This window comes from Paenibacillus sp. FSL R5-0345 (assembly GCF_000758585.1).
Lineage (GTDB): Bacteria > Bacillota > Bacilli > Paenibacillales > Paenibacillaceae > Paenibacillus_AQ.
The window spans coordinates 2,346,156-2,360,869 of the sequence record NZ_CP009281.1 but is presented as its reverse complement, the minus strand read 5'-3'; the positions used below and the strand labels follow the sequence as shown (position 1 = coordinate 2,360,869).

The window sequence follows — 14,714 nt, the reverse complement described above, 5'->3', positions numbered from 1 at the left end:
TTCGATTAGAAACCAACTAGCTATATTCACAAACCATGCTCGCCGCAACCGGAAACTAACTAGCTACATTCTGCAAACCAGCTTCTACATTCGCAATCCATGCTCGCTGCAATCTGGAACCAACTAGCTACATTCGCAAACCAGCTGCTACATTAGCAATCCATGCTCGCTGCAATCGGAAACTAACTAGCTACATTCACAAACCAGCTGCTACATTCGCAATCCATTCTCGCCGAAATCGGAAACTAGCTACCTGATTGCAGAAAGTGCAATAGAATCTCCAAATTCTTAGCTAAAAAATGAATCTATTGCACTTCATACATCAGATTCCGGCCATTAGCTCGTTTAATGGTGATTATCTGAAATTCCATTGCAGAAAGTGCAATAGAATCAAATTTCAGCCACTCTAGAGCAGAATCTATTGCATAAAATGCAATCAAAGAAAACAAAGCAATTATCTCAGCTCAACCAATTCAGTCAGACAATCTAGTAAATTCATACTACCCCTTATCGTAGTGTGACTTAAGCGTTTGTCATGCAACCCGGCGTTTGGCAACTTCTATCGGACACCTTTAACTCTATGCGCCTCGCGGAAATATCCAACTTAATTTCATCGTCACCTTGTGCAAGAGCTAGCATTCCGCCATAGATATGTGCGATTTGTTCGATACGCGCGATACTTGCGATATGCGCGATACTTGCGATATGCGCGATACTTGCGATATAAGTGTATTTCATACACTTATTTCGACTTCTGTTCCCGTAGATGCCAGTTTAGTTGTATTCTCTGCAATTAAAAAACTAAAATGAGCCTACAGACAACGGTTTGTTGAAATTTAGTTGTATAAAGTGCAACTATTTCACATACGCAAGCATTAGATTACTTCGGGCGCGATTTCGAGCGCGCCGACTCCATCTCGCCAAGCAGTTCTTTCCTAAGCTCCGCAGGCAGCAGAAAGTCAAAATCACAGCCGAGGTTCGCTTGAAGCACACGCTCATGAAACAGCAAGCCATAACCCCTGTCGTAGTGCGGCTTGGGCGCTTGCCATGTAACTCGCCGTCGGTCCAATTCCTGATCGGACACCTTCAGCTCTAAGCGCCTCGCGGAAATATCCAGCTCGATTTCATCGCCATCCTGCACAAGAGCTAGCGTTCCGCCGATAGCCGCTTCCGGAGCCGCATGTACAATCAATGCGCCATAGGAAGTGCCGCTGATCCGAGCATCAGAGATGCGAACCATGTCGCGGATGCCTTGTTTCAGCAGTTTTTGTGGAATCGGGATTTGCCCGATTTCCGGCATCGCTGGGGCGCCCTTCGGTCCTGCGTTCTTAAGGACTAGCACGCTGTTCTCATCCACGACCAGATCAGGATCATCGATCCGCTCATTCAGATCGGACGGACTCTCGAACACTACTGCGCGTCCGATATGCTTTTTGAGATGAGCGGATACAGCGGTTTGCTTGATCAGCGCCCCATCCGGTGCCAGATTCCCGCGCAATACAGCAATCCCGCCTTGGCTGTCCAGCGGCTCCTCCAAAGTACGAATTACATCTCTGTCCAGCGTTTCCGCCTGAACCAGATTTTCTGTTACCGTTCTGCCTGTTACAGTCAAGCAATCCCCATGCAGCAGCGGCTCCAGCTCCTTCATAAGCGCAGGTACGCCACCTGCCTCAAAATACTCCTCCATCTGATATTTGCCTGAAGGACGCAAATTCAAAATGAACGGGGTCTGGCTACTAATCCGGTCAAACGTTTCTAACGGCAGCTTCATCCCGAGCCGCTGGGAGATCGCAACAAGATGGATGATTGCGTTCGTCGATCCACCGCTCGCCATCGTAACTGTGATCGCATTCTCGATCGCCGCCGCAGTCATAATGTCGCGAGGACGGATGCCCTGACGAACTAGCTCTACAATCTGCTTGCCCGTCCGCTCGGACATATGTCTGCGTCTGCTGTCCGGCGCCGGGATAGCTGCACAGCCTGGTAACGCCATACCGATCGCTTCGGCAATCGAGGCCATAGTGCTGGCGGTGCCCATCACCATGCAGTGACCGTCACTTCGGCAAATTGCATTCTCTGCCACAGCCAGCGCTTCGTCACTAATATTTCCAGCTTTATGCTCCAGCGTAAAGCCATAACAATCTGTACATGCTCCAAGGCTACGCCCGCCCAGCCGGCCATTTAACATGGGACCGCCTGTCAGCACAATGGCTGGAATATTGGCGCTAGCGGCTGCCATCAGCTGAGCGGGTACCGTTTTATCGCACCCTCCAAGCAGCACTACGCCATCAATGGGATGCCCCTTCATCATTTCTTCCGTATCCATCGCCATCAAATTACGCAGCAGCATTGTTGTAGGCTTCACATAAGGCTCACCAATCGAGATCGTCGGGAATTCCATCGGTACTCCCCCTGCCTGCCAAACACCTCGCTTCACATAATCCACTAATTCATTAAAATGTGAATGACATTTATTCAGCTCACTGAAGGTGTTGCAAATACCGATTACGGGCTTGCGAATATCTTCTTCGGTATATCCCATAGACTTCGTAAAGGAACGATGGATAAATCCCCATAAATCTTTTTCTTGAAAATAGGCTTCACTCATCAACTTTCCACCGAATTCGGCCTGCTTATCCTCGCTGTCCCTACGCTCCCCCATGATCCCATCTCCTTTTAACTACAACACTTATAGACCATGCACAAATCCCTCAGACAAAACCAAGAATCTCCGGTGTTAGACGATGCATGATGCTCTCAATAAACTCCTGCGGAATATGAGGAAGCTTCGTTCCCTCCACTAGATCATTGATATGGTACATAGCATCTAGCATCTTCTGCGTCCCAAAGAACGGATAATCTGACCCAAACAGTATTTTATCTTGCACCCCGTATTCCATAGCAGATACCAGGGCATTGTAGAACTGCCAAGGCCTGCTTCCTAACGCAGAAACGTCCATATACAGGTTAGGATGCTTACGCACCAATGAAATACATTCATCAATCCAGGGATGGCCCATATGCGCCACAATCATCTTCAGCTTCGGAAAAGCACGGGCAATCGGATCCAGCATCGCCGGCTTTGATGCATCTAGATAACCCTCCGGTACAAAAGAGGTTCCCTGATGCCAAAGAATAGGAACATCTAGCTGTTCTGCTTTGGCATAGAGGGCATAATGCTTGGGATCATCAGGATAAAAATTCTGATAAATAGGTGCAAGCTTCAGCCCTTTTAGCCCCATCTCACGAATCGCAGTCTCAAATTCAGCAACACAGTCCAGATGATTGGGATCTACACTCGCAAAACCGAATAACCGATCTGGATCCGTGCGACAGTAATCAGCGACATACGCATTAGGTACAACAAGTCCAGTTGCATGCGCAGCCATCGCCAGTACGATAGCACCAGAGAAGCCTTCCAAATTACGCCGGTGCTGCTCGGGGGTTGCTTCGATATTCATATCCGAGCCCCAAGCTCGTTTGATCGCCTCATCCGTAGGCCCTGAGACCATTCCCGGTCCAAACAAATGAGTATGACAATCGAAGATCATCCCCAGTCCCTCCTATTCACTAACCATCGTATTTGTAATGGCACCAAGCTTCTCAATCTGCACTGTGATCACATCACCAGCTTGTAAATAAATCTGTTCCTCTGCCGGGTAACCCATCACGACGCCTTCCGGTGTACCAGTCAGAATGATATCTCCCGGTGAAAGGGTCATGCACTGGGACACATAGCTAACAATCTGCTTACAATTAAAAATCATGTCCGAAGTGTTGGAGTTCTGACGTAGTTCGCCATTCACTGTACACTGAATATCGAGCTGATTAGGATCACCCACTTCATCTGCAGTGACTAAGTACGGCCCAATAGGTGAAAATTTATCGCAAGACTTTCCTGCTAGCCATTGACTCGTCCGCATCTGTAAATCACGCGCCGACAAATCATTTGCAGCACAATACCCGAATACATAATCCAGTGCTTCTTCCTCAACCACATACTTCGCAGTTCGGCCGATGACGATGCCAAGCTCTGCTTCGTAGTCCACCTTGTGGCTGGCCCTCGGAAGCGGAACCTCCGAGTCATGTCCGGTCAGTGTATTGTTAAATTTATTGAACAGGATAGGATACTCGGGAATAGCCATCCCAGTCTCTTCGGCGTGCCGGCGGTAATTCAGACCAATACAGATGATTTTCCCAGGATCAGTAACGCAAGGGCCGAAGGTCAAATCTTCAACCTGCTTCAGCCAGGATGGATTCACCTCTTCATCAGGCAACTCATTTACAAAAATCCTCAGTTGGTTAAGTGCAGCCTCCCCACCATCAAGCAATTGATTAACCGTTACTGGAACCTCAGCCCGAGTGGATAATGCAATCTGTGCCGCCTCAATATCCACCACACCACGGTCGGTTAGAACGCCCATATGATCATCCTCTTTTTGCAAAAAGGTAATTAGCTTCATCTATATAACTCTCCTTTACTTTATGCATTTTTGCCGAAGACAAGGCCGCCATCCACGTATAGCGGTGAACCCATTACAAACTCAGACTCATCGGAGGCGAGAAACAGTGCCGCCCTGGCCACATCCTCAGGTTTGCCGAGCTCACCGCTAAGCTGTCTGCGCTTAATGGCTGCAACCGAAGCCTCCGGATCCAGAGACGCCTTCAAATAACCTTCTACAAACGGAGTCATAATCGTACCGGGCAGCAGCGCATTTATTCGAATGCCGTAAGGCGCATAATCGACTTGCATTGCTTTGGTTAAAGATAGAACTGCGCCCTTAGAAGCACTGTAAGAAGCACGCTCTGCAACTCCGATTTCGGCGATGCCAGAGGACATATTAATGATAGAACCCTTCTTGCTCTTCATCATATAAGGAAGAACAGCCTTGCAAGTTAAGAACACACCTGTCACATTGACCCGCATGACCCTCTCCCACACTTCCTCGGTAACCTCATGCACGGTACCTACACCACTGATCCCCGCATTATTAAAGAGGACATCGATTTGACCAAAAGCTTGGAATACCCGATCAGCCATTCCAGTAGTACTGCTTGCATCGGTAACATCACAGGGGATGAATAGCGCATTTCCGCCCGACGCCTTTATTTCAGCGACAGCGGCCTTTCCTGATTCTTCTTGGACATCGGCAATGACTATCGTAGCTCCTTCTGAGGCAAATAATACGGCTGTGCTTTTTCCAATTCCCGAGCCTGCTCCGGTGATAATGACGATCTTATCTTTGAGTCGCATCGCTTTGCCTCCTCATCCTACTCCTTAGCTTGAAATTTACCGGGCAGCAGACCACTCACCCCTGGCTTAGCCATAAACAATCCGCCTGCAAACGGATAATCTCGCAGTTCCTTCTCTTGCATCCCTATCCTTGCAGTTGTAATGTAGAGTTCCGTTAGATCGTCGCCTCCAAAAGCGCATGAGGTCACTAGAGGCGCTGGAACTCGAATGACTCCAAGCTGTTCACCTGTATCAGGGTTCCATCGAGATACACAGCCACCGCCCCAATGGGCGACCCAAAGCATACCTTCACGGTCTATTGTCATTCCGTCCGGATATCCACTCGTTGTAGGAATTTGAAATGCCATTCTTCGGTTATTTATCCTTCCAGACGCTTCCTCGTAATCAAACACATCCACTTGCCTAGTCGGCGTATCAATATAATACATCTTGCTTCGTGTGTAATCCCAAGCCATTCCGTTTGAGCAGCCGATGCCGGACAACAATTGGCGGGTGATCCCACAAGACTCCACGACGTAGAATCCTCCGGCTTTCGGCTCATCGTTCATACTCATCGTTCCCACCCACAGTCGTCCTTGTCGATCGCATTTCGCATCATTCGCTCTGTTGTGTAGAAGATCCGCTTCTATTGAAGTCAGCAGGATCGGCGATCCTTCAGCTCGAGAGAGGTAGACCCCATCTTCCATAGCCAATAGAATTCCTCCTGTTGTCGTAGGAATAGCTGCACTAACCATTTGTTCAAAAGAGCGAACGACTTCATCACCAGTGATCCGGTCGTAGATTCTAAGCTTCCTGCCCGTTATATCGACCCAATACAATTGATTGGATTCAGCATCCCAATGCGGCCCTTCACCAAGCTCAGCCTGAGCATCAATCATCAATTCTGCCTGAAATTCTGTACTTTCCAAAATATTCACTCCTTCTTCTATTTACAGCTCACTACCATTAGCCAAATGCCCGCCATCCACACGAATGGTTTCTCCAGTTACATAAGAAGCTTCGTCAGAAGCCAGAAAAAGAAATACATTAGCAGCTTCCCTTATCGTTGCCGCCCGCTTCATCGGTGTATGCTCCGAATACGCTGGGAGCTTCGAAGTTTCGCGCAGCTTACGGTCGAGAGGGGTATCCACAAATCCCGGTGCTACAGCATTTACGCGAATTCCATAAGACGCCAGCTCCACTGCCATCGATTCGGTTAGCAGTATAACAGCTGCCTTAGAAGCATTATAATGCGCGAGCTCGGAGCTTGCTGACAGACCATTTTTGGAGCTCATGTTAATAATAGTGCCTCCGCCGCCCTGAGAAATCATTTGCCTTGCGGCAAGCTGACCGATTAAGAAAACAGCCTTTACGTTGATATCAAATACTGCATTCCAATGCTCAACCGAGATGTCGAGAAAGTGTTCACGAAAGGCAATTCCGGCGTTGTTCACTACAATATCTATCCCGCCGAATCTTTCAAAGGCTCGGGCAACAGATTGTTCCAGCTGTGCCACATCGCGAAGATCACAAACCTCCACTGCGGCTTTTTCACCATAATCCTTCATGGTTTCCAGTGCAGTAAGAAGCTCACCCTCACTCCGGTCCAGCAACACCACCTGAGCACCTTCTTCCAGAAATCGAAGGGCAATTCCTAGTCCAATTCCTCTTGCTGCACCTGTGACCAGCGCTCTTTTGCCAGCCAGCCTCATGTTTATCACCCCCTCAGTTCTTGATCAGAGCACCCCGTATTTATCATAGACCTGCCGTAAGGTATATCCTTCGAGCAGTTCATCGCGTGTATGGTTCTCACGAGTCACCTTATCCATAGCCAATTGGAACACTTCATCGATGATGCCGCCCGGTATCACAACGATACCATCACGGTCACCAAAGATCACATCTCCGGGATGGACCATCACGCCACCGCATAGCACTGGAATGTCATAATCAATCACAATCCCACGCCCTTGAGAATCAACAGGTTTGGTCCCGGTAGCAAAGACAGGAAAGCCAAGCTCCAGAATTTTAGCAGTATCACGGATTAGTCCATCTACAATGGCTCCGCGGCCACCTCTCATTTTGGAAGCCGTAGACAATAACTCTCCCCACAGACCGTTCTGCCGCGATTCATTCGTACAGCCGATGACAATCTCACCGGGCTTGACGCTGTCCACCGCTTCAATCTCCTTCGTGTAAGGATCTTCCGGCAAATGATGAATATCCACAGACAGAATGGTCTTTGCTCTTCCGGCGACGATCCAGGTAGGATCTATCGGGTTAATATTTTCACGCATCACCTGATTACGATAGCCCAATTGATCCAGCGTATCAGAGATTACCGCAGAGTAGAGCTTTTCACACATACTGTCGAACAATTCCTGATCTTTCATAGGCGGTTCCACCCTCCTCAAAGTTTTCTGCTCACAGCTTCCTCATTTATTTAAGCGCACCGGTTGGCCTGCATGAACAGATTGATAAGCAGTAAGCGCGATCTCTGTAGACCTTAGTCCGTCTACTCCCGAAATCGGCACCTCCGCCCCTTCTAAAAGCGCCTGTACAAAAGCCTTCAGCATTAGTTCATTCATATCATCACCCCAAAAGGACCAGGTCCCTTTACCAGATGATCTTCCGTATACATTGTTTTTTTGGTTAAAAGCATCAATGGAAATGACTCCTTTAGTGCCGATAATTTCTAGGGTCACATCCCCCCAGGTCGGGAAGCCCGGATTGCGCGACCAGCTCGGATCGAGCACGCCGAACACACCATTCTCAAAAGTAACATGCACCATTCCGGCATCATCGATCGTCCGCTTGCGCTCTGGATCAAACAAGGTATCCGCATAGGCATACACCTGTTCTACAGAAGAACCAGAGAACCAGTTCATCAGATCCATCACATGCACAGTATGATCTAGAACAGCACCGCCCCCCGATAGAGCTTCATCAGAGAACCATCTCGGTCCTGGAAAAGAACCACGATTCGTGCCTTTAAAAGCAATAATCTCACCAATATCGCCGCGATCTAGTGATTCCTTAGCCCGAACAACCGGAGTGAGGAAGCGACAAGGAAAGGCTGTCATAAGCTGTACTCCTTCTTCAGAGCATACCGAAATCATGCGTTGCATTTCTTCTACCGATAGGCCAAGAGGCTTCTCGCACAGTACATGCTTGCCCGCTCGGGCCGAAGCGATGGTTAACTCAGCGTGATAGACATTTTCTGAGCAAATAATTACGGCATCTATATTCGCATCAGACAGAAGCTCCTTGTAGTCAGCATAATAGGGAATCGAATGACGTTCTGCGAGCGCTAGCGTTCGCTCCGGCACCTTATCAGCAATTCCACCAACCGTCACTTCAGGCATGTGCAGTAAACTAGACAAATAGTCAAAAGCATGCGCGTGCGCGAAGCTGATCATGCCAATATTCAAACGGCTCATAGAATATCCCCCTTCACATCAAGCTTCACTGGTTGATGGAGTATTACCGATTGCTGAGCAGCTTCAGCCCAGCGTACAGCTTCCAGCGCATCCTGTGCTGTTACTATCGGCTCTTCCCCACTTGATAGGCAGCTTAGAAAATGCTCCAATTCCTCATAATACGGATCCTTCAGCAGCACACTCGAAGGTGTCTCCACAAATCCCGATGTAGAACCTGTTGTAATCGATTTGCGAATATGCAGACTTTCGCCATCGCCGGTTCCGCCTGAAATGATTCCTTCCGCATCCGCATATTCAAAGGAGGAATGGAATGACCCAGGATAACCCCAGAATGCTTCAAGCTGTGCAATGGTTCCATTCTTAAACCGGAAAGTGGCTGAAGCATAGTTTATTTCTTTCGATTGATGCTCGAACGCATATACTTCTCGGGCTTCACCAAAAGCCCCACGAATGTAATCAATATCGTGAATCATTAAATCCATAATGACACCGCCGCTAAGAAGCGGGTCCCGAAACCACGCTTGCACGTTACCAGGATGCGATCCCGCCCGTTTAGCATGGTACACTCCGCCTTGATCACTGCCAAGCTGCTTTATTCCCTCCGCAAGCTGTCTGTATGAAGGAAAAAACCGAACGACATGGCCCACAAACAAACTCACTCCGCGCTCGCTGCAGTAGCGAATAGCTTCTTCTGCTTCCTGCGAAGTGAGTGCGAGCGGCTTCTCACAGATTACATGCACGCCATGATCAGCAGCTATCCGTACCAGGGATACGTGTAAATAGGTCGGCACTGCAATACTGACCACCTCTGGCTTCACCTGCTCAAGCATCTCTTGTACGGAAGTAAAATAGCTAACGCCCACTAAATTCCCTAACACCTCAGCGGCTTTTTCAACGATGTCACATACAGCTACAAGTTCTACTTCGGGCATGGACTTGTAACGGTCCGCATGAACAGTTCCCATACCGCCACATCCAATGACTGCTGTCCTAATCAATTCACTTCACTCCTTGCAGATTGTGTTTTCCTTTACAGAAGAATATTAGCTCCGCTTACCCGACTTTCGTTGGCCGCTTCGATGAAGCGAATCAGCTCTAGCGTTAAAGAAGGTCGTACCGGTGGAGCATCCCCTCGCGCCATAGCTATAAAGTTCTTCAGTAATTGCTGATGTCCTGCGTTGTAATTTGCTCCGAGCGCGTTAACTCCGTTACTGCCCCGTTCACGGTGCAGTACGATATAGAAATCTGAGCCGCCTGTACGGTTCCCGCGAATCGTCCCGATTCGCCCGTCCTTCCACTGACCGACTACCCATTCTTGCATATCGTTACAGATGACACGTACCGAATAACAGCCTTCTCCAAGTGCGGCATATAACATCTCAGCAGAATGAATTCCGTACCAGAACAACCCCGGTTGTGTCGGCTGGAAATCAAGCGGTCCAGAGCAATCCGCTCCAAGGATTGCACCTGCACTTTCATCCCCTAAGAGAGCTACCAGCGGTCCACCGAAACGGAGCATAGAGCTGGAGAAAAATGGCGTTCCATACCTCTCCGCCATTTCCACAATCGCCTTCGCATCTTCAGAAGTAACCGCTAACGGCTTGTCAATAAATATCGGTTTTCCGTAAGGAGCCAGCACCTCGAACTGTTCCTTGTGCACTCTCCCATCTACAGAAGTCAGTAGAATCGCATGGGATCTCTCCGCAACTTCTTCTATAGAATTGAGCAGTTCAACACCATATTGTTCCTGCAATTCACTGCTAATTAGGCTTACTCTTGAATAGCTTAGCTCGAAATCAGGAGAACCTCCCGGATAACCGCAGTGTAGCCTGCCACCCGGAATATACAACGGATGGGATACATCATTTAGCATTGCCGCGAATATCCTGCTATGCGAAGTGTCCATACCAACCATACCAATCAGCAGCTCTTCCATTTCAACAACACCTCTTATTCGGTTGGTAACAACCCCATAGAGTGACCTGCTTATTTAGAAATTAGACGTTCTTCTCTGAACCTCTCAAGTAATTCCATGTATTCTTTTCCAACTTGTTCGATGCTGTAAGTAGTTCTGGCTTTCTGTTCTCCTAAGGACTTCAAGCCTTCTCTCAGGCTATTCTGCTCCAGCAGCGCGCTCAATCTATTCACACATTCCGCTTCATTGCCTGATTCGTACAAGGAAACACTCAACGGACCATCCAATAATTCCGGCAACGCCCCTACACTCGGAACCACTACGGGACAGCTGCAGGCCATCGCCTCCAGTACAGTCATTCCAAAAGATTCATTAATTGTGGTACTAACATATAACCCGCCACTCTGCGCGACCGATGAATAATAGCGATGCATCTCATCGTAGTCCACTTTGGGAATCCACTTGAAATGCTTAATCCCCTGTTGTTCTACCTTTACCATCAGCTGTTTCTTGATCTCATCGGGAGCAGTATATCCCCCAACAAGCATAAATTGCAGCTCTGGTATCTTGGCATTCAGCTTTCCAGCAATGTTCAAATAGGACGACCAGTTCTTGTGATCATCCAGTTTACCCACCCACAAAATAGTGACAGGCTCCTGCTCAATCCCCGCTTCATATCGGAACAAATCGGCATCCAGACAATTATTAATATGATAAGCACCCGTTATCCCGATGCTGTCCAAATAATCCTTCATGTAAGCGGATGGAGTGATCACATAGTGAAAAGGCAGACTATCTTTCGTTGCTGCCAACTTCCGCAAGGGTTCGGAATAGGTGGTATGTACCTCATGAATAATAACCTTTCCCTCTTGTACAGGCCCAAGCGCTTCATACAGCTCGTAAGTATCAATAGTAATAATGACATCGAAATCATAGACTTCCATGTAGCGCTTAATCTCTTCAACCGTCCCCAGAATTCGGACATGCTCGTATCCCTCAAAAGCGCTCGCCCCGCCGTAATCCTCTAGAAAGGCAAAATGCACTTCCGAATGCTGACGCAAAAATTTAAATCTATTCGCAAGTTGAGTGGTTACCCCGCCCAGAATACAGAATTTATAAAAATATAATATTCTCATCATCCTTCCACCCTTCACCAAGGATAGTGCAGACCTATCTAGCCCATCCAATATAATTCTGTAGTTCTAGCAAAATATAGATCGCCCTCACGGTCCATCGTCAGCAGCCGCGCATCGTCATTAAGCACCTCAAGCTCCTCACTCAGTACATCAAACTTGAACAAGCGATTCATCGATACGCCGTAAAGCATGCCTTCCTTATAGAGCAGTTCATTACCGCTACGCCAAAAATGAGTCACAACATTCCAGTCCATGGGGAACAATGAGTAAGTTTTTACAGTACACTTAAGCTGTGGATCGAACCGAAATAACTTACCTGCCGTCAAACCCCAAAGCTGCCCTGCATCATCTAGAACCAAAGCAGAAATAGCCCTTTCCCCTTGCAACGGTACACCTTCCCATACTTTGCAGCGCTTCTCCATATCCCAAATCATTAGAGAGGCATCCGCACGCTGGGGAGCAATCCCAAGTCCGCCCCAAACAGACCCTCCAGCAAACAACAGCTGATCTCTACTGACCAAGGATACTACACTCTGCTGCGGCAAAAGATTTCTAAACACCTCACGTGCACCGCTAGCAGGATTGTACAGTGTCAACGCTCCTCCATGCCGACCATAGGAAGGAACCGTTCCAATCGCGAGCTCTTCTCCTGCCCAAGCCCAAGCAAAAGGGCGGTCCTGCTCCTCTTCCTGTAAGGAAAATAGCAGTTCTGGATTCTCACCCGGCTTCCAGTCCCTGTTCGGGTCATACTTAAAAATATTTGCTCGCGGATAAACGCCTAAATATAAACAACCACTTCCAGCTATCATCCCTTCGGTCTGGCCAATGCCCCGATATGAAATGATCTCGTCGGCTGCCTTATCGAATCTGGCCAGCCCACCTGCGAAATACCCTCCGATATAAAGAGCATCGTCAGGCCCGTAGGTCATGGACTGTAAATGGACCGATTGACCTTGCAGACCGAAGTCCATCACCATATGTCGATCCGTCACCGGATCGTAAATCCAGCAACTCCCGTCCCTGTATACACCAGTTAAGCAGCGTGCATTCGGATTTAGAGCATGGTTATTCAGCCATCCATAGTCTCCCGCCGGCTCCGGCATAGCTAGGGAAGTAACGAACAGGCTTCCAGTCCGGATATCATATCGCTGCAAATAGTCATCTTTAATGAAGTACACATTTCCCAACGCATCCGGCGGCGAAACACTAAGTCCACTCACATGATCCAGAGTTTCGCCCCACGCCTGTAGTTCCAGATCATAAATGTACAATTTTGCAGACGGTGTGATCCGGGCAAATAGCTTGCCCTGAACGATATTTAAGTCATAGACCAGCTGTTCACCCTGACATTCATCTGGCATCCCAATTTCCGAGCGTTCACCCGAAGCCGTATCCAGTACAACAATATGTGGGGTTTGTGTTCCAACTCCCACATAGAGCTTACCGTTCCATGCTTCCATAGAACGAGCATACTGTTCTCCAGTCACCATTACCCCGTAATCTCTAAACACTGCTGTCACTGGATCATACTGGAACACTTTCCCACCAGGATAACATCCTCCATAGACCCTTCCTTGTTCATCCGCTGCCAACCGCCACGTATAGAATTCACCGGGAATCATCTCACCCAGGTTCTCCACACCATTTTCATGAGTGAACCTGTACAAAATGCCGCTTCCCCCGATATACACTCCGCTAGTTGTTAAGACTACACCCCAGCAATGATCCGAGCCTTCGAGCGCATAACGTTCTGGCGCTTGTTCGCCGCTAGGATCCAGAACAAACAATATGCATGGACTACCAGAAGAAACAGCATATATCCGGTCTGCTCCTTGCCATGTTCCATAAGCCGTGGCCCAAACCGCCACACCGTCCAGTGGCTCACCGATCCGCAGCGTCTTCATCTGCTCCCGCCTTCTTTTGCCAGCTGTTCCTTCACCTTCACTTCCGCCCCAGAAACTGCCGCAGGATAAGCTAATACTGCTCCCAACAAATCCACTGGATCCTCTGCATAACGCCTAAAGGCTTCTTCACAACGCTCGACCGGGAATATCGCACTAATTAATGGTTTAACCTGAATATCGCCTTCGGAGATTAACCGAATATATTCAGCCATATTACGTCCTTCTGTCCATCGTACGTAGCCATAAGGGTAGTCAATCCCCTGCCGCTCATAGATAGGATCATATCGTCCGGGACCGCCGGCTCTAGAAATCAGCACTTGAGCTTCCTTACCGAACATCAGATCACGAGAGAAATCCGGTTTAATATCTCCAACCAATAGTACCTTTCCGCGATCCCGTACCCACTCTAGTGCTTGATCAATAAGGTCGCCGGTTTTGCCGCCTGCACAGACGATGACTGCATCTGCTCCCATGTCCTCCGTCAGGTTAGCAAGATGTTCCTTTACCTTCTCTGTGCTAGTAGCGATATGTCTAATCCCCAATCTTTCGGCCATCTCACAGCGCTCTGCAAGTAAATCATAGACAATCACTCGGCATCCTGCCGCCTTAGCGATCTGCGCAATCAACTGCCCAAGAATTCCGGCACCGATCAATACAAGTGTCTCTCCAAACTGCGGTGCAACCTGCCTTACCGCATGTACTGCAATAGCTCCAAGCCCTACTGTCGATGCTTCCTCCGAACTTACATGATCAGGAATGGGCACCATCAGATGCTGAGGCATTAGCAGCCATTCTGCATGCTTCGCATAAGGACCGCCGTAACAAGCTACCCGAAGACCCTCAGGCCAGTGCTCCATTCCTTTCCCACGTGTTCGGATTACACCTGCTGCACTGTATCCAAGTACAATTTGTTGCGTACGGTGCAGGCCATTCATCATCATTTCCGTTCCGGGGCTAATTGCCGAATATTCAGTCTGGACTAGTACAAATCCATCTTCAATGACTGGTGTCAGAACATCCGACATGCGAATCTGTCCTTCCTGAGATATTACCGCCTTCATATGTCTTCTCCTCCCGACTGCTTCA

The 14,714-nt window shown here is 48.5% G+C and carries 13 protein-coding genes; all 13 read right to left on the bottom strand.

Features of this window, described 5'->3' with window-relative positions:
- Positions 1-880: 880 nt before the first annotated feature.
- Genes R50345_RS10080 through R50345_RS10020 form a run of 13 tightly spaced genes read right to left on the bottom strand, consistent with a single transcriptional unit; the run spans position 881 to position 14,689 of the window.
- The gene (locus R50345_RS10080) at positions 881-2,662 is read right to left on the bottom strand and encodes an IlvD/Edd family dehydratase (RefSeq protein WP_042126202.1); all 1,782 of its coding nucleotides are present in this window, start codon (positions 2,660-2,662) and stop codon (positions 881-883) included.
- Between the two features lie 49 nt (positions 2,663-2,711).
- On the bottom strand, positions 2,712-3,551 hold the full coding sequence (locus R50345_RS10075) for an amidohydrolase family protein (RefSeq protein ID WP_052414549.1): 840 nt from the start codon (positions 3,549-3,551) through the stop codon (positions 2,712-2,714).
- Positions 3,552-3,563: 12 nt separating this feature from the next.
- The gene (locus tag R50345_RS10070) at positions 3,564-4,463 is read right to left on the bottom strand and encodes a fumarylacetoacetate hydrolase family protein (protein ID WP_042126200.1); all 900 of its coding nucleotides are present in this window, start codon (positions 4,461-4,463) and stop codon (positions 3,564-3,566) included.
- 20 nt (positions 4,464-4,483) lie between these two features.
- Positions 4,484-5,254, bottom strand: coding sequence for an SDR family NAD(P)-dependent oxidoreductase (locus tag R50345_RS10065; RefSeq protein ID WP_042126198.1), 771 nt, complete (start codon positions 5,252-5,254; stop codon positions 4,484-4,486).
- 17 nt (positions 5,255-5,271) lie between these two features.
- Positions 5,272-6,162: an SMP-30/gluconolactonase/LRE family protein gene (locus R50345_RS10060; protein ID WP_156114774.1), complete on the bottom strand. Its 891-nt coding sequence runs from the start codon at positions 6,160-6,162 to the stop codon at positions 5,272-5,274.
- A gap of 21 nt (positions 6,163-6,183) precedes the next feature.
- On the bottom strand, positions 6,184-6,945 hold the full coding sequence (locus tag R50345_RS10055; RefSeq protein ID WP_042126197.1) for an SDR family NAD(P)-dependent oxidoreductase: 762 nt from the start codon (positions 6,943-6,945) through the stop codon (positions 6,184-6,186).
- A 24-nt stretch (positions 6,946-6,969) separates the two neighbouring features.
- A complete protein-coding gene (locus tag R50345_RS10050; RefSeq protein ID WP_042126195.1) occupies positions 6,970-7,626 on the bottom strand; it encodes an RraA family protein in 657 nt (218 codons plus the stop codon).
- 42 nt (positions 7,627-7,668) lie between these two features.
- Positions 7,669-8,673 carry a Gfo/Idh/MocA family protein gene (locus R50345_RS10045; RefSeq protein ID WP_042126193.1) on the bottom strand — a complete coding sequence of 335 codons (1,005 nt, stop codon included), beginning with the start codon at positions 8,671-8,673 and terminating at the stop codon, positions 7,669-7,671.
- Positions 8,670-9,671, bottom strand: coding sequence for a Gfo/Idh/MocA family protein (locus tag R50345_RS10040; protein WP_231574124.1), 1,002 nt, complete (start codon positions 9,669-9,671; stop codon positions 8,670-8,672). Before R50345_RS10040 ends, R50345_RS10045 begins: the two co-directional genes overlap by 4 nt.
- A 32-nt stretch (positions 9,672-9,703) precedes the next feature.
- Positions 9,704-10,609 carry a Gfo/Idh/MocA family protein gene (locus tag R50345_RS10035; protein ID WP_042126191.1) on the bottom strand — a complete coding sequence of 302 codons (906 nt, stop codon included), beginning with the start codon at positions 10,607-10,609 and terminating at the stop codon, positions 9,704-9,706.
- A gap of 50 nt (positions 10,610-10,659) precedes the next feature.
- On the bottom strand, positions 10,660-11,724 hold the full coding sequence (locus R50345_RS10030) for a glycosyltransferase family 4 protein (RefSeq protein ID WP_042126188.1): 1,065 nt from the start codon (positions 11,722-11,724) through the stop codon (positions 10,660-10,662).
- A gap of 38 nt (positions 11,725-11,762) precedes the next feature.
- Positions 11,763-13,628, bottom strand: coding sequence for a WD40 repeat domain-containing protein (locus R50345_RS10025; protein WP_042126186.1), 1,866 nt, complete (start codon positions 13,626-13,628; stop codon positions 11,763-11,765).
- On the bottom strand, positions 13,625-14,689 hold the full coding sequence (locus tag R50345_RS10020; RefSeq protein WP_042126184.1) for a zinc-dependent alcohol dehydrogenase: 1,065 nt from the start codon (positions 14,687-14,689) through the stop codon (positions 13,625-13,627). Before R50345_RS10020 ends, R50345_RS10025 begins: the two co-directional genes overlap by 4 nt.
- Positions 14,690-14,714: the final 25 nt, after the last annotated feature.

Bases quoted from the DNA above. Each gene is read 5' to 3' on its own strand.
- R50345_RS10020 (WP_042126184.1), bottom strand. From the start codon at position 14,689: ATGAAGGCGGTAATATCTCAGGAAGGACAGATTCGCATGTCGGATGTT.
- R50345_RS10065 (WP_042126198.1), bottom strand. From the start codon at position 5,254: ATGCGACTCAAAGATAAGATCGTCATTATCACCGGAGCAGGCTCGGGA.
- R50345_RS10030 (WP_042126188.1), bottom strand. From the start codon at position 11,724: ATGAGAATATTATATTTTTATAAATTCTGTATTCTGGGCGGGGTAACC.
- R50345_RS10050 (WP_042126195.1), bottom strand. From the start codon at position 7,626: ATGAAAGATCAGGAATTGTTCGACAGTATGTGTGAAAAGCTCTACTCT.
- R50345_RS10070 (WP_042126200.1), bottom strand. From the start codon at position 4,463: ATGAAGCTAATTACCTTTTTGCAAAAAGAGGATGATCATATGGGCGTT.
- R50345_RS10025 (WP_042126186.1), bottom strand. From the start codon at position 13,628: ATGAAGACGCTGCGGATCGGTGAGCCACTGGACGGTGTGGCGGTTTGG.
- R50345_RS10055 (WP_042126197.1), bottom strand. From the start codon at position 6,945: ATGAGGCTGGCTGGCAAAAGAGCGCTGGTCACAGGTGCAGCAAGAGGA.
- R50345_RS10035 (WP_042126191.1), bottom strand. From the start codon at position 10,609: ATGGAAGAGCTGCTGATTGGTATGGTTGGTATGGACACTTCGCATAGC.
- R50345_RS10075 (WP_052414549.1), bottom strand. From the start codon at position 3,551: ATGATCTTCGATTGTCATACTCATTTGTTTGGACCGGGAATGGTCTCA.
- R50345_RS10045 (WP_042126193.1), bottom strand. From the start codon at position 8,673: ATGAGCCGTTTGAATATTGGCATGATCAGCTTCGCGCACGCGCATGCT.
- R50345_RS10080 (WP_042126202.1), bottom strand. From the start codon at position 2,662: ATGGGGGAGCGTAGGGACAGCGAGGATAAGCAGGCCGAATTCGGTGGA.